The sequence below is a fragment of the Cohaesibacter sp. ES.047 genome (assembly GCF_900215505.1).
In the GTDB taxonomy this organism is placed as follows: Bacteria; Pseudomonadota; Alphaproteobacteria; order Rhizobiales; family Cohaesibacteraceae; genus Cohaesibacter.
The window spans coordinates 4229338-4248723 of record NZ_LT907844.1 but is presented as its reverse complement, the minus strand read 5'-3'; the positions used below and the strand labels follow the sequence as shown (position 1 = coordinate 4248723).

16 protein-coding genes are annotated in these 19386 nt (G+C 54.5%); 6 read left to right on the top strand and 10 right to left on the bottom strand.

Translation table 11 applies throughout. The annotated features are described in order from the left end of the window. Positions 1 to 94: 94 nt before the first annotated feature. Positions 95 to 1111, bottom strand: a complete 1017-nt coding sequence (locus CPH65_RS19480) for an Ldh family oxidoreductase (protein ID WP_096175392.1) — start codon at positions 1109 to 1111, stop codon at positions 95 to 97. Between the two features lie 98 nt (positions 1112 to 1209). Then, positions 1210 to 1644 (bottom strand): aminotransferase class IV, encoded by a 435-nt coding sequence (locus tag CPH65_RS19475; RefSeq protein WP_197703891.1) that lies wholly within the window; start codon positions 1642 to 1644, stop codon positions 1210 to 1212. 254 nt (positions 1645 to 1898) lie between these two features. Here CPH65_RS19475 and CPH65_RS19470 point away from each other — a divergent pair, with 254 nt between their 5' ends. Both CPH65_RS19470 and CPH65_RS19465 read left to right on the top strand, forming a co-directional pair. Next, positions 1899 to 3533 (top strand): FMN-binding glutamate synthase family protein, encoded by a 1635-nt coding sequence (locus tag CPH65_RS19470; RefSeq protein ID WP_096175391.1) that lies wholly within the window; start codon positions 1899 to 1901, stop codon positions 3531 to 3533. Between the two features lie 11 nt (positions 3534 to 3544). Further along, a complete protein-coding gene (locus tag CPH65_RS19465; RefSeq protein ID WP_096176515.1) occupies positions 3545 to 5260 on the top strand; it encodes a thiamine pyrophosphate-dependent enzyme in 1716 nt (571 codons plus the stop codon). Between the two features lie 50 nt (positions 5261 to 5310). Here CPH65_RS19465 and CPH65_RS19460 read toward each other — a convergent pair whose 3' ends face one another. From CPH65_RS19460 to CPH65_RS19435, 6 genes are all read right to left on the bottom strand, one after another. Beyond that, a complete protein-coding gene (locus CPH65_RS19460) occupies positions 5311 to 6669 on the bottom strand; it encodes a phosphatidylserine/phosphatidylglycerophosphate/cardiolipin synthase family protein (protein ID WP_096175390.1) in 1359 nt (452 codons plus the stop codon). Between the two features lie 371 nt (positions 6670 to 7040). Beyond that, positions 7041 to 8453, bottom strand: a complete 1413-nt coding sequence (locus CPH65_RS19455; protein WP_096175389.1) for an FAD-binding oxidoreductase — start codon at positions 8451 to 8453, stop codon at positions 7041 to 7043. A 5-nt stretch (positions 8454 to 8458) separates the two neighbouring features. Continuing rightward, positions 8459 to 9358: a 4-hydroxy-tetrahydrodipicolinate synthase gene (gene dapA, locus CPH65_RS19450; protein WP_096175388.1), complete on the bottom strand. Its 900-nt coding sequence runs from the start codon at positions 9356 to 9358 to the stop codon at positions 8459 to 8461. A gap of 71 nt (positions 9359 to 9429) precedes the next feature. Further along, positions 9430 to 10731: a TRAP transporter large permease gene (locus CPH65_RS19445; protein WP_096175387.1), complete on the bottom strand. Its 1302-nt coding sequence runs from the start codon at positions 10729 to 10731 to the stop codon at positions 9430 to 9432. A gap of 3 nt (positions 10732 to 10734) precedes the next feature. After that, positions 10735 to 11250, bottom strand: a complete 516-nt coding sequence (locus CPH65_RS19440) for a TRAP transporter small permease (protein WP_096175386.1) — start codon at positions 11248 to 11250, stop codon at positions 10735 to 10737. 106 nt (positions 11251 to 11356) lie between these two features. Further along, positions 11357 to 12382: a TRAP transporter substrate-binding protein gene (locus CPH65_RS19435; RefSeq protein WP_096175385.1), complete on the bottom strand. Its 1026-nt coding sequence runs from the start codon at positions 12380 to 12382 to the stop codon at positions 11357 to 11359. Between the two features lie 317 nt (positions 12383 to 12699). Between CPH65_RS19435 and CPH65_RS19430 the strand changes: the two genes are divergently transcribed. Together CPH65_RS19430 and CPH65_RS19425 are read left to right on the top strand one after the other, a co-directional pair. Then, entirely contained in the window at positions 12700 to 13329 is a 630-nt protein-coding gene (locus tag CPH65_RS19430; protein WP_244574458.1) for a helix-turn-helix domain-containing protein, read from the top strand. Positions 13330 to 13333: 4 nt separating this feature from the next. Further along, complete coding sequence (locus CPH65_RS19425) at positions 13334 to 14434, top strand: alpha-hydroxy acid oxidase (RefSeq protein WP_096175383.1); 1101 nt, start codon at positions 13334 to 13336, stop codon at positions 14432 to 14434. Between the two features lie 68 nt (positions 14435 to 14502). Here the strand turns inward: CPH65_RS19425 and CPH65_RS19420 are convergent, their stop codons facing one another. Together CPH65_RS19420 and CPH65_RS19415 are read right to left on the bottom strand one after the other, a co-directional pair. Beyond that, complete coding sequence (locus CPH65_RS19420; RefSeq protein ID WP_096175382.1) at positions 14503 to 14892, bottom strand: metalloregulator ArsR/SmtB family transcription factor; 390 nt, start codon at positions 14890 to 14892, stop codon at positions 14503 to 14505. A 13-nt stretch (positions 14893 to 14905) separates the two neighbouring features. Next, on the bottom strand, positions 14906 to 15895 hold the full coding sequence (locus CPH65_RS19415) for a cation diffusion facilitator family transporter (protein WP_096175381.1): 990 nt from the start codon (positions 15893 to 15895) through the stop codon (positions 14906 to 14908). A 499-nt stretch (positions 15896 to 16394) separates the two neighbouring features. Between CPH65_RS19415 and CPH65_RS19410 the strand changes: the two genes are divergently transcribed. Together CPH65_RS19410 and CPH65_RS19405 are read left to right on the top strand one after the other, a co-directional pair. Beyond that, positions 16395 to 17522, top strand: coding sequence for an alpha/beta hydrolase (locus CPH65_RS19410; protein WP_157747817.1), 1128 nt, complete (start codon positions 16395 to 16397; stop codon positions 17520 to 17522). 66 nt (positions 17523 to 17588) lie between these two features. After that, entirely contained in the window at positions 17589 to 19295 is a 1707-nt protein-coding gene (locus CPH65_RS19405) for a mechanosensitive ion channel family protein (protein ID WP_096175379.1), read from the top strand. The last annotated feature ends 91 nt before the right edge of the window (positions 19296 to 19386 follow it).

Genomic DNA, 19386 nt, shown 5'->3' with positions numbered 1-19386 from the left:
AAACCGGCTTCATGGTTCCAACCGGCCACACTTGCGCTATCGGCAGCCCCGCTACCCTTGTTGAGATGGGGTCAAACAGAGCGCGTGAGCGGGGTTACTCTTGCAGCTTGAGAATATCGTCATGCAGTTGTTTTGAAATTTCAACAAAGCCCCGCTCGAGGTTGCGCGCTCTTGCGGCATAGCGGCGCTGTGATGGCAGGCGTGCCCCTTGATCGACGATATCTGCGAACAGGCGCTCAGCCCTTGCGTCGTTCTGATCCGTGTGCGAGCCATTGAATTGAGCAAGATCGAACGCAATGATCACTTGCCCATGATAGGGTGCGCCGCCTCTTCCTTCAGCGTGATCCATGCTTTCCAAACTGGTCAGATCATCAATAAGGGGGCCGGCCAGCAGCTCAATCATGATCGACAGCGCCGAGCCTTTGTAGCCACCAAATGTGAGCATTGCTCCATCCATGGCGGCTTGCGGATCTGTTGTTGGCTTGCCGTCCTTGTCGACTGCCACGCCTTCAGGCAGCGGCTTTCCCTCGCGCCTGTAGAGTTCGATTTCTCCGCGGGCAAAGGCACTTGTCGCGAAATCAAAGGTGAAAGGATTTTTCCCCTGTCTTGGCCAACTGAATGCGAATGGATTGGTCCCAAGGCTTCCGCGGGTTCCACCTGCTGGCGCGACCCAGGATTGACTGGGCACCATGGACATAGCCGCAAGACCGAGCGATGCCAGCTGCTCCACCACCGGCCAAAGTGCGGAGAAGTGATAGCAGTTGTTGATCGCCAAAGCCGCTATGCCATGCTGTCTTGCCTTGGCGATCAGCTCGGGCGACGCTTGCTCAAAGGCCAATTGTGACATGCCATTTGAGGCATCTGCCTTGACAATGGCATTGGAGGAGGAGGCAATCACCGGTTCGGCGTTGCCATCGATTTTGCCGTTGCTAATTGTGTCGATTGCCATGAACAGCCGGAATAGACCATGTGACTGGCAATCATCGAGCTGGCAGGTATAGAGCATATCCGCAATTGCGTCGGCATGTGCGTTGCCATAGCCATGATGGCGCAGGATCTTTACGCAAAATGGTTTGATGTCATCCAGGGCGAGTTGCACGGTTTTGGTCATTCTCAAACACTCATTCTTTCAATCGAAGATCGCACAATATCACGCGATATTCGAGATTTCGCGCCCTATCTGGTGCATGTTCACCAAAAATCGGTGCGTTATTTCACAGTCTTCGCGATGAGCTGCTTGTAGAGGTCTCGTATCCTGCGCGTCACTGGCCCTGCGCCTTTGTCGCCAATCGGCTTTCCATCAATTTCGGCCACAGGGGTTTGCGCGCCAAACGTGCCCGTCAGAAATGCCTCGTCAGCGCTAACCGCCTCATAAAGCGAATAGTTTTTTTCATAGACGGGAATGTCGTTTGCCTTGCAGATATCGGTCACCTTCTGGCGGGTGACGCCATTCATGCAGTAATCGCCGGTTGACGTCCAAACTTCACCCTTGCGGACAATGAAGAAGTTGCAGGCGTTGGTGGTGTTCACAAAACCATGGGGATCAAGCATAAGCGCTTCGTCTGCTCCGGCCTGCTCTGCCTGAAAGCAGCGGATCACGCAATTCAGCTTCGAATGGCTGTTGTATTTTGCATCCTGGCTCATTGGCAGTCCGCTATAACTTTGCGTGCAAGGTGCATGCAAGATAGCTTATGGCAAGGTCCAAGTGGATCGGAAGGGTCATTCACCGCCACTTGATAAAGCCCATCGCACGTATTTCTACGTCAGAAGATAAGGAACAATACTCTGACGTGCTGGACGAGCCGGCAATGGCAGCATAACTTAAGCCACACAGCCTCCGAAAAAATGTGGGGTGGTTCATTATGCGTTCTGTGTGATGGAAGAAATCGGGAGACATTATGCTTGATACAATGAAGAGAGGGATCATCCCGATTGCGGGCGGCATTCTGGCGGTCGTCGCTTTGATTATGGGATGGTATCTCGTTGCGGTGTTGGCGGCCTTGGTGCTGGCGCTTGGCGTCTATGACTGGACGCAAGAGCGCTGGACCATCACCCGCAATTTTCCTGTTGCAGGGCGCATCAGGTGGCTATTTTATCAACTGCGCCCCTATCTGCGGGTCTATATCGTTGAAGATGATCTGAACGGCAAGCCTTATTCATTTGAAGCTCGAAATCTGGTCCATTCCCGGGCGCGGAATGAAACCGATACGCATCCTTTCGGCACCGAGCGCGATGTGGACGCCGAGGAATATCATTGGGTTGGCCATTCGATTGCGCCTGAGCCGGAGCCGGATACGTCACCGCGGGTTATGGTGGGCAGCGATCAGTGCAGCAAACCTTATTCGGCCTCACTCCTCAATATTTCAGCCATGAGCTTTGGCGCCCTTTCTGCCAATGCGGTAAAGGCGTTGAACATTGGTGCGAAAAAGGGCGGGTTTTATCATGACTCGGGCGAGGGCGGTTTAAGCAGCCATCATCTTGAGCACGGCGGCGATATGGTATGGGAGCTGGGGTCTGGCTATTTCGGAGCGCGGGACAAGGACGGACATTTTGATCCCGAGCTCTTTCGCCATAACGCGAGCCATGATGCCGTCAAGATGACCGAAATCAAGCTCAGCCAAGGGGCAAAGCCGGGCCATGGTGGCCTGCTTCCCGCTGCCAAGGTGACCGAGGAAATCGCCAAGATCCGAAACGTTCCTGTCCATCAGGACTGTCTGTCGCCGCGCGGACATTCGGCATTTTCCACTCCAATTGAGATGTTGGAATTCGCGGCACACATGCGTGACCTCTCTGGCGGTAAGCCCGTTGGACTGAAATTCTGTGTTGGCCAGCCGCATGAACCCTTTGCCATCATCAAGGCTATTCTCAAGACCGGCATAACACCTGATTTCATTGTGGTCGACGGCGGCGAAGGCGGCACGGGTGCAGCCCCGCTTGAGCTTTCAGATTGGGTCGGAATGCCTTTGTCCGAAGGGCTGGTTCTTATGCGCAACGCCCTTGTGGGGGCGGGCCTTAAAGGCAAAATCAGGCTTGCAGCCAGCGGCAAGGTCTATTCGGGTATGGGGCTGGCCCGCAACATCGCGCAAGGTGCGGATTGGTGCAACGCCGCCCGGGCCTTTATGTTTTCCATCGGCTGCATTCAGGCCCAGCGCTGCCACTTGGGCACCTGTCCAACTGGTGTGACGGCTCAGGACCAATGGCGTCAGCGCGGCCTTATCCCAGAAGTGCAAGGAGAGCGCGCCGCCCGCTTCCATGCCAAAACGCTGGAAGCCCTTTCCGAAATCATCGCATCGGCAGGCTTGAAGCATCCGTCACAATTGGAAGCGCATCATCTGATGCACCGCGTCGGCCCTGAAAAGGCCGTGCCTATGGACCGCGTTCACACCTTCCTGCCAGAAGGCATCCTGTTGGATGCGCCAGAAGAAACGATCTTTGCAGACTGGTGGAATGCTGCCAGCGCAGAAAGTTTCCGCCCCGTGATCGATCTGGTTTCCACCCGGGCGACCAAGTCAAAAGAAGAGGCAAAGCAATGAAGGAGAAGTTGATGCAGAATACCGTCGCTGAAATCGTCGTTGATACGCTCGTTGAAGCTGGTGCAAAGCGCTGCTGGGGTATCGTTGGCGATACGATCAACCACTTCACGGATGCGGTTCGCACATCGGACTTGAACTGGGTTGGTGTCCGTCACGAGGAAGTCGGCGCCTTTGCAGCTGGCGGCGAGGCCTACATGACCGGTGAGCTGGCTGTTTGCGCCGGAACCTGCGGGCCCGGTAGCCTTCATTTCCTCAACGGCATTTTTGAAAGTCACCGCAACGGCGCGCCCGTCGTGCTGATTGCCTCGGACGTGGCGAGGGCAGAAGTTGGCCTCAACTTCCCACAGGAGGTCGATCAGCGCCGGATTTATGAGCAATGCAGCGTCTTTTGCGAATATATCTCCCATCCTTCCCAAGCGCGCAGGATAACCACACTTGCGGCACAGGCCGCACTGACCCGCGGCGGTGTCGCGGTGGTCATTGTCAACGGCGATATGTTCCGTGAAAAGACTGACGATGATCTGGCATGGTTCGTTCATCGGCCAAAACCCCGATTGCTTCCGTCCGATGATGAACTGGACGCTTTGGCCGATATCCTCAATGACGCCACAAGTGTGACCATCTATGCGGGGTTCGGCGCGCGTGCGGCCCATGATCAGGTTGTCGCTCTGGCCGAAAAACTGAAGGCACCCGTGGCTCACACCAGCCGGGCCAAGGAATTCATCGAGCCGGATAACCCCTATAATGTGGGCATGACAGGCATTCTGGGCAATCGCGCTGGCGCAAATGCGATTGAAAGTGCCGACATTGTGCTTTGCCTTGGAATGGATTTCGCCTGGACGCAATATTATCCCTCCGCTGAGCGGGTCATCCAGATTGACAGTGACCACACTCATATTGGTCGCCGCGCTCCGGTCAAAATGGGGCTCGTTGGCGATGTCGCCTCAACGATTGATGCGCTGCTCCCGAAACTACAGGACCGCGCGCAGGACGAACACCTCAGCAAGATCCTGAAAGAGTGGAAGGGAGATCGGGCCACCTATGAAGACGATGCCGAAATTCATGATCCCGAGCTTATCCACCCTCAGACGGTGACACGCATGCTTGACCGTCTGGCCGAGGACAATGCCATTTTTACCGCTGACGGTGGCTCGCCCATGGTCTGGCTTCTGCGTTACCTGACCGCCAAGGGTGACCGCCGTTTCCTCACCAGCCTTCTGCATGGCACCATGGCGAACGCCTACCCGCAAGCCATCGGTATCAAATCCGCCTACCCGGAACGGCAGGTCATTGCGCTTTGCGGTGACGGCGGCATGACGATGTTGATGGGGGATCTGCTAACGCTGGTGCAACATGACATACCGGTCAAGCTGTTGGTCTTTAACAACGGCTCCCTCGGGTTTGTTGAGATGGAGCAGCGCGTGGAAGGTCTTCTGGATTCCTTCACGGACCTCAAGAACCCCGACTTTTCCAAACTGGCCGATGCATGCGGTCTGGATGCCTGGCGGGTTGAGAACAGCGATGATCTGGAGCCCGCGATGCAAAAATGGCTGGCAGCAAGCGGTCCGGCCTTGCTCGACGTCAAGGTCAACCGGATGGAGCTTGTTATGCCGCCAAAAATCGAGGCCTCTCAAGTCTTCTCCACCGCCATGTTCGGCATGAAAGCTGTGCTGGACGGACGGACTAAGGAAGTTGTTTCCCTGCTTCGCGACAATTTCATCAAGTAGGACATCAGGAAACAATTGTCTGTGTTGGCATTCTCAGTGGGTGTGTCCCTTCAAAGGATCGGCGAGATGAGCCTGAAAACACCTTCTGAGAACCGCCTCCATAGGCTGCTTTTGGCGAGCTCCTCTGAGGCGTCGGTCATGACACCATTCATCCAGCAGGTGAGGGCAGAGATGTCCTCAACTGACCGGACAAACAGCATTGTCTCGTAGTTTAGCAAGAGGCTTCTGGAATCGAAATTGGCAGAGCCGACAAATGCGCTGTCGTCGATCAGGATGGCCTTTGCGTGAATCATCTTCGTCAATGTCAGGATGCGGACACCGTCACAGCCAAGGGATCGCAGCGCGGGGCCTCTCGCCAGATCGGCGAGCCATTGGTTAGACTTTTCTGGCAGCAGAATACGAACGTCCACCCCGCGCCGGGCAGCGATGGAAAGCGCCTGTGTAAGGTTTGGGGTGGGAGTGAAGTAGGGCGTGAAGATCCATATGCGCGCATTTGCCTGATGACAGGCCAGAACCACAGCATCGTAGAGTAAATCGTCTGCCATGTTGGGGCCTGAAGGTATGAGATTGAGGCTAGAGCTGCCTTTCTCTTCTCTCAGTACAGGGCTTTCAGGCCGATGGCTCCCGCCGACAAACGTCCAGTCTGCAGAGAAAACAGCGATATATTGTTCGACAACCGGGCCTTCTACCACGAATGAAAAATCGATCCATCTTTGTTCATCGCTTTGGGGCCCAAGATAATGGGTGGCCACATTGCGGCCTCCGGCCCAGACCCGTTGCCCGTCAGCAATCACCATCTTTCGATGGTTTCGCAAGCTGATGTTCACACCCTTGGCCCAATCGGTGAAGGGCGAGTAGAGCCTGACCTCGGCGCCAGCTGCCTTAAGCCGCCTCAAGGCAGTCCACGGCGCTTGAAGCGAACCGAACCTGTCGAGAATGAGATGCACGGAAACGCCTGCTTTTGCTCTTTCTTCCAAGAGCGCGCAAAAGGCTTCACCGACCGGGTCCGATGCGAGGAGATAAAACGTGATGTCCAATGAGATTTCGGCATTCGCGATGATATCGCGAAGGCTTTCCCAAGCCTTAATGCCATCTTCATGCATCTTGAAGGAATTGCCAGCGGAACCAGAAAATCCGCTATTTTGGAGCAGGTTGATTACCCGTTTTTCCGGATGATCGGGTTTCGGCTGCGCACCGGCACGATCGGCCAGTTGATGGGCGCTGGACGTGCTCTTGCGAAAGCCGAACGTCAGATAGAGCGGCAACGCAACATAAGGCAGGAGAATGAGGAACAGAAGCCATGCGAGGGTGGCTTGTGGGCTTCGCTTCTGCCCAAGAATGACAAGTGCACTTGCCGCGATCACCAAGCTGATCGCGACGATTGCCAAATGCGTTATCAACCAGCTCATGCTTTCCGACCGCCGCTATGATAGTTCAGCGTTCACAATACTATCATTCTGAAAGGCGCGAAAAGCCCGAATAATGCATCCTCCGCCAAAAACTGTCATGTCTCGAAACCGTGGGAAGGTGAGGGGCCTTTATGCCTATTTCTTGTCGAGCTCACAGACACGGAACATTAAATCATGACGTATCTGGGCCATGGCACACCGCAGGTGGTCATCGATAGCTTCTTTCCGAGGATGGCATTGTCAACAATAGGTTCAGTTAGAAGCGGACAATGCCGCGTGGGCGCCTGAACGTGATGCTCTGAGCCCCAACGACAGGAGAGAGTCGGGGCCCAGGTCTGGCCTTATGTTGAAACCGGCATCATGGGTAGTCCTCACGGGATCAAGATGCTTGGATTCATCAGATTGTCAGGATCCAGTGCCGTTTTGATCCGCTTCATGACATCGAGGCGAATAGGATCTATCAGGCGCGTCATTTCATCGGTGAGCTTGCGACCGATGCCATGTTCAGCAGAGAATGTCCCACCCACCGCCTGAGCGACATTGTGGATGGCTTCTTCCACTTCAAGTTCCTTGGCGGGCTTGTCCGGGTAGGTGTCCCAAATATCTCGGGGGAACATGACGATATAATGGACGTTACCATCGGCAAGATGGGCCACGATCTGTCGGCTTGCCTTCGGAAACATTTCCGCGGTGACAATGTCGGCCTGCCTGACAAATTCCTCCACGGCGGATGGTCGCACAGATGTGTCAAGAACAACGCCAACGCCGTTGAGTTGGTTTGCCTCCGTCACAGAATGGCGGAAGTGCCAGATTTCAGCGGCTTGCGTTTCGTTTTGGGCTATGACGGCGTCGCTGATGAGACCTTCTTCCATCGGTGGAACGAGGACCTCTTCGAGCAAGTCATTGAGATTGTCTGTCACGCGCGGCGTTGCGATTTCGATGATGAGAGAATAGGCCGGGACTTCAGAAAGCGGCATACGCACTTCAGACATGTTGCGAAGCACGCAGTTTATCTCGCCATCGTCAACAAGTTCCAGCGCCTCAACATCGGCCCCGAAGGTTGTTCGCACCTTGCTGCCCACTTTCAGGGCCGCGTCGATATCTTCGAACCCTAGCCATGCGACAGCTCGGCTGGTCATGCGAGGAGCCAGACGAAGAACCGCCCCGGTGACGATGCCCAGCGTCCCTTCAGCGCCCGCAACGAGCTGGGTGATATTGTAGCCGGTGTTGTTTTTGCGCAGGCCTTGCATCTCGTTGAGGATGCTGCCATCGGCAAGAACGACTTCTACCCCCGCAGTGAGATCCCGCATGGAACCATAGCGCAACACGCCGGTTCCTCCGGCATTGGTCGAGACAAGACCGCCGATCTGGGCTGTGCCATCAGACCCGAGATAGAGCGGGAACTGCATGTTGAGTTTTTCAGCTTCCTGATGCACCTCGGCAAGGGTAAGGCCAGCATCAACGGTGAGAAGTCCGGAGAGGGGGTCGGCGTTCCGGAGTTTTCTCATGCGCCTGAGGCAAATGACGACGCCCTTGTCAGGGACCGCACCATAACAGAGACCGGTATTGCCCCCTTGCGGATAGACGGCAATGCCGCGGCTCGTAACAGCGGCAACCGCGCGGGAGACTTCCTCGGTGTTGGCAGGCAACAGCACCGCAAGGGCCGACCCGGTGCGGCGGTGACGGAAGTCCGTCACGTAGGGCGCCACATCGTCCGGGGCGGTCAGGACACCCTTGGGACCAAGGATGTCGACCAGTTCATCTATCAGATCTTTGTGTTTCATCGCATTCAGGCTTCCAGATCCCCGTTGAAACCGTCAAGCGCTGCTCGCAGCATGGCGAGCGTTTCCTCGCTCGGGTCACAAAGCGGCAGACGGACGCCGCCGACATCAGCACCCGCCAGACTCATATATTTCTTCAAAGGACCCGGATTGGTCTCGGCATAGATGGCGCTCAGGACCGGATCGATCTTGTTCTGCAGCGCCAGCGCTGCCTTGAGGTCACCGCCCTTGGCCAGTTCGAAGATTTTTAGCCAATATTCCGGATAGATGCTCGCCGAGGCAAGCACACCGCCCACGGCGCCCTGAGCAATATGAGTTGCGAACAGCGGTTCCTCGCCGGAGAGAATGGCGAGCTTGTCGCCTGACTCGCGCAGGCTTGCGATGAACTGCGGCATGTCATAGTTGGAATATTTCATGCCTATGATCGCGCCATCATCGGCCAATGCACGATAGGTATCCGGTGAGAGGGCCGCACCGGTGCGTCTCGGGATCTCATAAGCGAGCAATGGCAGATCAATCGCTTCACGATAGTTGTTGAAATAGCGGCGCATACCGTCCTGAGGTCCGACCGCATAATAGGGCGTGACAAGCATCAGGCCCGCAGCGCCAGCCTGCTTGAAGTCGTGCCCCGCATCAAGCGCATCATAATAGCCAGTGGAAAGAACGCCCGGCATGACAGGGGCATCGCCGGCGGCCTCAACGCAACTGGCCACGACTTCGCCGCGTTCGGCGCGGGACAGTGAGGGATATTCCCCTGTCCCCCCAATGGGCACAATGCCGGTGGCACCTGCTGCCAGCTGGCGTTTGACAAGCGCTTTCAACGCGTCGTGATCAACGGATTTGTCGTCCTTGAACGGGGTGACGATTGCAGTGAACAAACCGGTAATATCGGCCTTGGTGATAGACATGGAAGGTGTCCTTATTGTTGAAACCTTGTGAGACATGGAAACGCGAGCCGGGAGACGCCCGCACTTGCCTCCTAGAGAAATCCGAACAGTCTTGGCAGCGTCAGGGACAGTGCCGGCACATAGGTGACGAGCCCCAGAACGATGAGATTGGAGATGAGAAACGGTAGGGCCGCCACGACGATGCGCCCCAATGGCACCCCGGATATTGATGACCCCAGATAAAGCGCCAGACCATAGGGCGGCGTCATCAACCCGATCATCACATTGAGTACCATCACAACGCCAAAATGCACCGGATCCACACCCATGGACGCCAGAATTGGTGTGAACAGCGGAGCGAACAGCAACAACTGAACCGAGTCGCCGATCCACAAACCATTGATGAGGAAGAAGACGTTGAGCATCAGCAGCAGCACCCAAGGCTGCAGGTCATACTGGATGATCAATTCACGCAGTTGGTACGGCAGGCGCTCGTTGGCGAGGATCCATGAGATGATGGTGGCAAAGCCGACAATCAGATAAACGGAGGCCGATGTCCGCACGGAACGGTCAAGGATTGCCCAAAGGGTCTTCAAAGTCAGATTGCGATAGGCAAGAAATCCCACAAGCAGGGCATAGGCGACGGCAATTGCAGCGGCCTCTGTGGCGGTGAAAACACCGGACAATATCCCGCCAAGAATAATCAGCGGCATGAAGATGGCAAAGAAGGCGTTGTAGAAAATGTGCAATGCTACAGACAGGGTCAGTCCGGCAATCGGGTTGGCTTTGAAGCCGCGGCGACGGGCCATCACATAAATGACGGACATCTGAGCAATGCCCAGCATCATGCCCGGGATAGCCCCGCCCAGAAACAGCGCTGCCACAGACACGTTGGTCAGAGCCGAGAACATGATGAGCGGGATAGAAGGCGGGATGATCGGGCCCTGAATGGCGGAACTAACGGTCAAGGCAGCGGCGAAATCCTTCGGATATCCGTCTTTTTCCATCATCTTCATCTCGATTGGACCAAGAGCGGAAATATCGGCCAGAGCCGAGCCGGATACACCTGAGAAGAGCATCGAGCCAACGACGTTGACATAGGCAAGCCCCCCACGGAGGCGACCAACCATTAGCCGTGACAACGTGACAAGGCGCTCAGTCATGCCGATCGAACTCATGATCTCGCCAGCAATGATGAAGAGCGGAATGGAAAGCCAGATAAACACATCCATGCCGGTGAAGAATTTATGGGCATAGATATGGAGCATGTCGAACATGCCCGGCTTTATGAAAAAGTACGACAACGAGGCGAAGCCGATCGCAAAGATGACCGGGCTGCCCAGAAACATCAGCAACAACAGGATGCCGATGACGGCGAAAAGCGGCTGTTCCATGGATCACAGCTCCGAATTGAGAATGGAAGGACCGGTGTTGGTTGGGCCGTGGCGGAAATCCTTGATCGCCAGTGCCAGCATCTGCACCATCATCAGTCCCGCGCCAACGGGCACGGCAAGATAGATCCAGAAGAAGGAAATTCCGATGGTCACCGACTTGCGCCGCATGCCGAACATGGCGTTGTCGAGGCCTTTCCAGACCAGAACCGCCAGCAGACCGACCAGTAAGAGCCGGAACAGTGCATTGCGATAGCCAAGAATCTTTTTGGGCCAGAAAGCATCGAAAAAATCGACCCGAACGAGTTGATCGTCGCGCACGAGCAAGCTGCCCGCCAGCATCACGACCCATATCATCAGGTAACGGGAGGCTTCTTCAGGCCAGGGCAGGGAGGAGGAAAAGCCGTAGCGCAGAACAACCTGCACAAACAACATGGCGGCAATGGCCAACAGCAGGACCCGCGCAATCGATCCGGCTATGAATGCCAAGGCAGAGGAGATTTTGTCGATAATCGCAATCATGAGCGCCCTCACTAATCCAGGAGAATTGTGATCTGAAAGAAGGACTGATCAGGGAAATGGTGGGCCGTGGCACGCAAGGCCCACCAGATCACAGACGGTCCACGGCTCAGTCAGCGGTGGCTTCAGCCACGGACGCTTTCAGCTCATCAATGATGTCCTGCCCGATTTCCTTGGCAAGAATCTTGGCGACAGGGGCCTGCGCCGCGTCGACAAACTGCTGGAATTCTTCTGCGTTGGGCTGATAGATCTCGACACCAGCATCACGGATCTTTGCCAGATCCTGAGATTCCTTGGCGGTAATCACACCCAGCATCGCAAAAGTCGCGTTGGCAGCGGCACGCTCAAAGGACGTTTTGTCTTCATCAGACAGGCCCTGCCAATAGTCTTCGTTGATGGTGATGAGTGGCATATTCACCAGATGGTGGTCGAGCGTGTAGTACTTCTGCACTTCCTGAAGGTTTGCCATCAAGATGGTATAGGGTGCGTTTTCCTGACCGTCGACAACACCGGTCTGCAGGGCGCTGTAGAGCTCGGCCCATGCGATCGGGGTTGGGGACGCACCAAGAGCCTTGACCATTTCAACATGGATCGGAATCTGCTGGGTGCGGATTTTCATGCCAACCATGTCTGCGGGTGACTTGATCAACTTTGTGGAGCTGGAGAAGTTGCGGAAAGCTGCTGGCAGATAGTTGAGAATGCGGATGCCGGATTGCTCTGCAATTTTGTCGGAGAGCGACTTGCCAAACTTGCCATCAAGCACTTCACGGGCGACCGCAGTGGACGGGAAGGAATAAGGCAGCTCCAGCACGGAGGCAATCGGAGCATAGGAAGCAATGTGCCCAGCATTCAGACCGCCGACCATCTGCAAGGTGCCGCGCGCATTCTGCTCGGCCAGCGATTCCAGATCCCCCATCTGACCGTTCGGGAAGACCTCGACATCGAATTTACCATTCGACAGGACGCTGAGATCAGAGGAGAAAACCTCGGTCCAGGTCCAGTAGGTGTTGTTGAGCAGATCGCCTTCACCGTCTACGTGAGCGAACCGAACCGTATCAGCCTGTGCATTGGCCGCGCCCAGAAGCAGGGCAGCCGAGAGTGTCACGCCAAGGCGCGCTTTTTTCATGAAATTCATTTGTATCCCCTTTTGATTTGGCCTGAAGGTGCATGTTTTTTATTGGCCAGTTGGTCTGACCTTATTGCATCAAGTCTGGCAGGAGATTTTCGCTTAGTCAATAATTTATATTATACGAAAAATATTGTCGTATTGAATTGCTCTTGGCTTTGCAATGGCATACATTCCCGAGGTTCGCTAGAAGTTGCCAATGCCCAACTTTAAGGCGAGGGATCTAAAATTTATATCTTGCGGTTATGGCCGCTTACTGAGATTTTATACGGAGTATATAATGATGCATAGATTTTCCTATAAGAAAATTTTTTACGGAGGATCGTGTGTCTAGTTTAAAATTGGTGGAGGGCACGCCGCTAATGGGGCAAATCAAAGCACGAGAAGCCGGTCTTGAAGAAGAGGGAGAAGCGCTCGCCGAGCGCATCGTCACCTTGCGCAAAGAACGCAAACTGACCCTTCAGGAATGCGCCAAGCTGTCCGGCGTTGCCGCATCTACCCTGTCCAAGATCGAGCGCCGGGATCTCTCGCCCACAATCTCCACGCTACAGAAGATTGCCGCGGGCTTTTCCATGGAATTGACGGATCTTCTCAATTCCAATCGCCCGGTTTTCTCTCCCGGCCGCCGCTCCATTTCCCGCAAGGGAGAAGGCCGCCCGCATACATCCTATTCCTGTGAGAATGCCCTCTTGTGCGGCGAGCTCATGAACAAGCGCATGATCCCCATCCGCACCTTGGTAACTGCTCGCCACCCCGACGATTACGGGGTCTGGCCAAAGAGCGACAACGAGATCTTCCTGTTCGTTGTCTCAGGCAAGATGGTCGTGCATTCAAAGGTCTATGAGCCCCTTGAGCTGTCCGCAGGCGATTCTGTCTACTATGACGCCAGCAGCGAGCATTGCTGGACTTCTGTCAGCGAACAGGATGCCGAAGTCATCTGGGTCATGAGTACCTGAACCGATGGGATTTCTGAACTACGCGCAAGCACGCACGGCCGCCAAGCGCCGTCTGCCCAAGGGCCTGTTCGACTATATTGATCGCGGTGTGGGCGAAGAAGCCTCTCTAAAGGCTCTGAGCAAGTCTCTGAACGAGACCGTCATTGTCCCGCGCATCCTTTCCGGACTTGTCGAGCCAGAGCTATCGACGACACTCTTTGGCAAGCGCTATTCAGCACCGTTTATCATAGCGCCAACCGCCATGGCGGGCCTGATCCATCAAGGCGGCGAAATGGCGCTGGCCCGCGCTGCAAAGACATTCGGAATACCCTTTTGTCTTTCTACCCAGTCCCTGAGCAGCGTTGATGAGGTCGCCGCTGCAGTGCCGGATCTTGATCTATGGATGCAAATTTATCTCTGGCAGGATCTGAGCTATTCCGAGCAGTTGCTAAAGCGGGCATGGGACGCAGGGGCGCGCGTTGCCGTGATGACCGTGGATACACCCAAGGGATCGCGCAAGGAATGGAATATGCAAAGTGGCTTTGACATGCCGTTTCGCATTTCTCCCAGAAGCGTTGGCGATCTTGCGCTACGGCCCGGCTGGCTTTTGCGGGTCATCCTGCCCCATATGCTGCGCAGCGGGCTTCCCGCCATGAACAACTTTCCACACGGCATACAACCCAAGCTGCTTGGTCGTAAAATACATCCCGGACTGACCATGAGACGTGGGCTGTCTTGGGACGATGTCGCGTGGTTACGAGATAAATGGTCAGGGCCTCTGGTCCTGAAGGGCATTCTGGCACCTGACGACGCCGAAAAGGCCATCTCTATGGGCGCTGATGGGATTGTTGTTTCCTCCCATGGTGCGCGTAATTTCGATGCGTCTCCCGCACCGATCAACGTGCTTTCAGACATCTCGTCTGTCTGTGCTGGTCGGGTAACTGTCATGGCCGATAGCGGGATACGCAGAGGACTGGATGTCCTGCGCTATCAGGAAAAGGGAGCGAGAGCCGTGATGCTTGGCAGGTTGCCGATTTACGCCTTGGCGGCAGAAGGCATGAAAGGTGTCACCAAGGCTCTTGAAATCTTGAGTGAGGAGCTATCCGAAGCCCTGCGATACAGGTGACTGCACGCCCAACTCTCTTCTAGGCAGAGCCGGTGCATTTCAAACTTTGCCATGGCTCCTTCAACCTTCTAGTCCTCCGCATGGTCCTCCACGATATGAACTGCCATGTCTTGAAGGACATGGCTGACGTGGTGGTCAGCGATTTCATAAAAGACTTGCTTGGAGCGCCGCTCACCCTTCACGAGGCGGGCACCGCGCAGCAGTCGCAAATGATGGCTGACAAGAGAATGCGACAAGTCCAACTTATCCGCTATATCGCCGACAGAAATCGGACCGGGCAGGCAACACAGCAGAATTCTCAATCGCGACGAGTCGCCAAGCAGCCGGAACGTCTCGGCAAGAATTGTAAACTCGTTTTGCGATAGTGCGCTGTGATCAAGAGGCTGGGTCTCTTCTTTATTGGCATTTTCTGCCGGGCATTGTCCCGCGGGGCTTGGCTTTATGTTCGCCGACGTCATGGTTTTCGCTCATTTAGTGGTTGTGGCCGATATGCGCCGCGTTCAACTGGGGAGGATTTTCAAGGCTACAGCTCGCGTCGCCTTCCAAGTCAAGCCCGATGGTCGAATGCTCGATATTGAATTTCGTTTCCAGTTCATGTTCCACTTGCTTGATCAGGGCGCGAATATCTGCCTGCGCCGTGGGTTGTACCTGAAGCGTTGCGAGGACGCGGCCCGAGGTCAGCGACCAAACGTGGACGTGGTGGACACTCGCGACATCCGGCACATTATCCTGGATATGCTGGATGACCATATCCGAATTTACATTGGCGGGTGCGCCTTCGAACAGAATATGCAGGGTATTTTTGAGAAGTCCCCAGGCACTACGCAGGATCAGCATCGCAACAAAGACCGACAGGATCGGATCAATCGGGGTCCAACCGGTCAGCCAGATGACAATCGCAGCAAGAATTGCCCCGACAGAGCCAAGCAAATCCCCCATCACATGCAACACTGCGCCTTTGATATTCACATGCTCGGTATCGCCCCGGGTCAGATACCACAGCACGAACAGGTTCACGATCATCCCGATTATGGCAACGATGAGCATTGGCGCTGCCATCACCGGCTGCGGTGCCCCAAACCGCCCAATGGCTTCGTAAATGATCCAGCCCACAATACCAAAGAGCGTGACCGCATTGACAAGTCCGGCAACAACCTCAAACCGTGCGTAACCGAATGTGCGCTTTGCGTCCGGCTTTCTACGCCCCAGTCTGAAAGCCAGATACGCCAGACCAAGCGCGATTGCATCGGTCAGCATATGTCCTGCATCCGCCAAAAGAGCGAGGGAGCCGGAAAGAATCCCCCCCACAGCCTCGACCACCATGAAGGACAAAATGACCAGGAAGGACACAAGGATATTGTGTTCATTGTCCTTAGTTACAGCGGGCACATGAGAATGGCCGTGATCATGACTATGGACATGTCCGGTATCTGCGCTGTGATTATGTGGGGAACCAGTCATTGGAATACTTCGCCTCTTTTGGATACAACATATGTATATGTGTTCATATATCGATCTGTCAACAGGAAAGTCATGCATTTACGTCACCGCCGCATCGAGCTTTGTCTCTTCATGCCATTAGAAATATCGCGTGCAAGACCATCCAAATACGACTGCTGGCGCAGCCGCAGCGCAAGCCCATCGTGGCTCATCCGGCAGCAATGGACCGCGATTTTTGGGGCCCTCGCACAGGCAAAGGTCTCCAGCACCAGACTGGTAGTGACACACTACTTTTGCATAACTTCGGGCCATTTATATTAGTTACTCTTTGATAGAAAAGGGAAATTTAAAGGTTTTGGTTTAGAAAACCATCGAATGAATGAAGACGATTTCGATGACGCCATAGTTCAACCGGATCCTTACTTTGATGATTGAAGAGCGTGTTTCAGTTTGCACCGTGTGCTTGGAGGGTCCACAAGCCTCTGAGGTGATCTGGAGAAAAGCATCCACGGCTTGGCTGATGATGCTGTGTTTATGCGCCGTGCTCGCTGGCTGTGCATCGCCCAAGAGCGTCCAATTTGCCGATCCGACCAAGGCCTCCTCAGCAACTCTGGCTGCCATTGAAACTGAAACCATTCTCGTGGCGACAAGCCGCAAACCAAGCGGCAAGGGTGATTTCAGCGCGGAGCGAAGTGACAAACTGGAATTCTCGAAATACTCAGTCTCCATTCCTCCCAACCACAAAGTGGGACAGATTGAATGGCCGAAAGGTGCCCCTGATCTTGCGCGAAATTTTGCTGTGGTTTCGGATCAATCAATTGATGGCCTCAAGGGCCTCAAGCGACAAGTGAACGAAAAATTCAAAAACCCGTCAGTCCGTTCCATCGATGGGAAGAAGGAAGCCATGCTTTTTGTGCATGGATATAACACCAGTTTTTCGGCTGCCTTGTATCGTACCGCACAGATGAAGCATGACTTTGAAATAAAGGCACCGATGACCCTGTTCAGCTGGCCGTCTGCGGGTATTCCTGAGCTGTATATGTATGATCGAGACAGTATAAAATCGTCTCGCGATCAGTTGGAAGCCGTGGTCACGGCTCTTGCGCAGTCTGATGCGCAAGAGGTTACCTTGGTGGCGCATTCTCTTGGCACAGAATTGCTGATGGAAACCTTGCGCCAGATGGCTCGGTCCAACCATGGCCATTTGCCCAAAAAGCTGCGCACGGTCATACTTATTTCACCTGATCTCGATATTGACGTCTTTAACAGCCAACTAGCCGCCATCAAGACGCTGCCACCAGCTTTCGCGATTTTCGTATCCAAGAAAGATCAGGCTTTGCGTATTTCGTCTTTTCTGGCCGGCGACAAAGAACGCGTCGGCAACAATATTGATGAGACGCGGATCAAGCGTAAAGGCATTGTCGTGGTGGATGTGACCGAAGCAACCGGCGGCGATGGGCTGAAGCATATGACCGTAATCACGTCACCCCGTTTGGTGGCCGTGCTTAAGGGTGTTGCCAGATCAGGGCAGAGGGGGCTGATAACGCGATCGGGCGAGCAATCTAGCCTTTCCGATCAGTTGGTCGATGTCGCCACCTTGCCATTCACCTTTGTGATCAAGACCACAGAAGCAATTATAAATCATTAGCTTCAGTAACAAGCTTGCTGAAGCCAATTGAGATGACGTTATCTAGGGCCATTAGGAGGGCAGTTGATGTATCGAGAAAAAGCGACCCAACTTTTTTGTTTGGTGAGTTTTGTAGTCCTTCTTTGTCTTTCGATGTTGATGGCAAAACCGGTTTTGGCTCAAGACAGCCAAACCAGCGCTGCAAGCCAAATGTCGGGCAGTCCTTTGTCACCTCTGCCAATGGCATCGCCACGGCAGACTTTGACCAGCTTTTTGTCTTTGTCCAAAGACGCGGAAAACTATCTACTGGAAGCCATTGATACGGCATCGAGCAATGACGCTTTTTTCGATACGCCAAAGGTTAAGGGGCTCAAACGCGCCGCTATCCTGAAAATGAAAAAAGCGGCGTCGACACTTGACCTGTCCTTTGTTGCGCCGGAAAACCGTCAAACACTCGGAATCAACTCGGTCCTTCTGCTCAAAGAAGTGCTTGAGCGCATCACTGTTCCGCCCATGGATCAGGTTCCTGGTGCTGAAGGGACTGGAGACGGTGGTGGCCAAGCGGATTGGACGCTGCCCGGCACCGAGATCCGCATCGTCAACAACCCCACTGCAAATGGATACCCGCATTTTGTCTTTTCAGAAGACACCGTTCAGCGCTTGCCAGAATTCTATGAATTGGTAAAAGCGCTGCCACAACAAACCGGCAGTTCAGTTGACTTTTATAAGAGCTTTGTTCTTGGCCCAGGTCTTTTGTTGCCCGTCGAGATGTATCGCTACATCATGCAGCTGCCAAATTGGGCGCTATCTGAACTAGCCGGTCAGGCTGTATGGCAATGGGTTGGTTTCATTTCGATCAGCGCAATTTTTGCTGCCCTCATTTTCCTGATGTTGCGCAAAACGCATTGGCGGGCTGGCACTAGCGGCTCGGCTGGGCGCATTGGTGTGCCTTTCGTGATCGCTGCCATGCTTTGGGCTTACGGTGCAATCTGTAACGACATCATAAATTTAACCGGTAGTGTCGAAGCTGTGCTTGAGTTGATCATCATAATCCTGCAAGCCGTTGCATTGGCATTGGGGATTATAACCACCGCCAACACCGTGGCGTATGCGGTGGTGTCCCGGCCCAAGATCAAGGCGCAAGCTCTGGATGCCAGCTTGATCCGGTTGGGTATCCGGGTGGTTGGGATCCTTTTGGCTGGCTATATACTGGCGCTGGCCGCTTCCCGGGTGGGGTTGCCTCTGTACGGGATCATCGCCAGCCTCGGTGTTGGCGGCTTAGCCCTCGCTTTGGCGGTGCGACCCACCTTGGAGAATTTTATCGGCGGCATTATTCTCTATGCGGATAAGCCGGTTAAGGTTGGGGATCTGTGCCAGTTTGGCAGCACCAAGGGGACTGTGGAGACAATCGGGCTTCGTTCAACCCGTGTGCGTGCTGAGGATCGCACTTTGGTCACTGTTCAGAACGCGGACTTTGTGAAGATGTCCATCATCAACTTCTCGCGCAGGAGCTCTGATCTGTTTACGTCCGAATTTACACTGGCACCGAGCATCGAACCTGCCAATAGTTCACAGGTTATTCAGGCCGTTTCCGAGTATTTGAAGAGCGTGGAGCCGGTGAAATGTGAGTCAGTGCAGGTGTTCGTGAATGACATTCAGAACAATGCGCTTAAGCTTCAAGTGCGCGCCTATGTAAGCACAAAAAGTGAGAAGCGATTTACCAAAGTAAGAGAGGAACTTCTTTTGGGTATTGTTACAATCTTGAAGCAGCAGGAAACCGCCGCTGCATCTTGATGTGGGCAAGGGGCTTCCCTAGTCTCTTTGGCATCACCGACCGACACTTTACAAACTTGGCGCATGGGACACTCGCTGACGGCGAGTGTGC

What these genes read in the sequence shown, in the direction of transcription:
- CPH65_RS19410 (WP_157747817.1), top strand. Translation starts at nt 16,395, where the DNA reads ATGATGCTGTGTTTATGCGCCGTGCTCGCTGGCTGTGCATCGCCCAAG.
- dapA (WP_096175388.1), bottom strand. Translation starts at nt 9,358, where the DNA reads ATGTCTATCACCAAGGCCGATATTACCGGTTTGTTCACTGCAATCGTC.
- CPH65_RS19440 (WP_096175386.1), bottom strand. Translation starts at nt 11,250, where the DNA reads ATGATTGCGATTATCGACAAAATCTCCTCTGCCTTGGCATTCATAGCC.
- CPH65_RS19460 (WP_096175390.1), bottom strand. Translation starts at nt 6,669, where the DNA reads ATGAGCTGGTTGATAACGCATTTGGCAATCGTCGCGATCAGCTTGGTG.
- CPH65_RS19420 (WP_096175382.1), bottom strand. Translation starts at nt 14,892, where the DNA reads ATGACGTCGGCGAACATAAAGCCAAGCCCCGCGGGACAATGCCCGGCA.
- CPH65_RS19465 (WP_096176515.1), top strand. Translation starts at nt 3,545, where the DNA reads ATGCAGAATACCGTCGCTGAAATCGTCGTTGATACGCTCGTTGAAGCT.
- CPH65_RS19455 (WP_096175389.1), bottom strand. Translation starts at nt 8,453, where the DNA reads ATGAAACACAAAGATCTGATAGATGAACTGGTCGACATCCTTGGTCCC.
- CPH65_RS19425 (WP_096175383.1), top strand. Translation starts at nt 13,334, where the DNA reads ATGGGATTTCTGAACTACGCGCAAGCACGCACGGCCGCCAAGCGCCGT.
- CPH65_RS19445 (WP_096175387.1), bottom strand. Translation starts at nt 10,731, where the DNA reads ATGGAACAGCCGCTTTTCGCCGTCATCGGCATCCTGTTGTTGCTGATG.
- CPH65_RS19480 (WP_096175392.1), bottom strand. Translation starts at nt 1,111, where the DNA reads ATGACCAAAACCGTGCAACTCGCCCTGGATGACATCAAACCATTTTGC.
- CPH65_RS19475 (WP_197703891.1), bottom strand. Translation starts at nt 1,644, where the DNA reads ATGAGCCAGGATGCAAAATACAACAGCCATTCGAAGCTGAATTGCGTG.
- CPH65_RS19405 (WP_096175379.1), top strand. Translation starts at nt 17,589, where the DNA reads ATGTATCGAGAAAAAGCGACCCAACTTTTTTGTTTGGTGAGTTTTGTA.
- CPH65_RS19470 (WP_096175391.1), top strand. Translation starts at nt 1,899, where the DNA reads ATGCTTGATACAATGAAGAGAGGGATCATCCCGATTGCGGGCGGCATT.
- CPH65_RS19415 (WP_096175381.1), bottom strand. Translation starts at nt 15,895, where the DNA reads ATGACTGGTTCCCCACATAATCACAGCGCAGATACCGGACATGTCCAT.
- CPH65_RS19435 (WP_096175385.1), bottom strand. Translation starts at nt 12,382, where the DNA reads ATGAATTTCATGAAAAAAGCGCGCCTTGGCGTGACACTCTCGGCTGCC.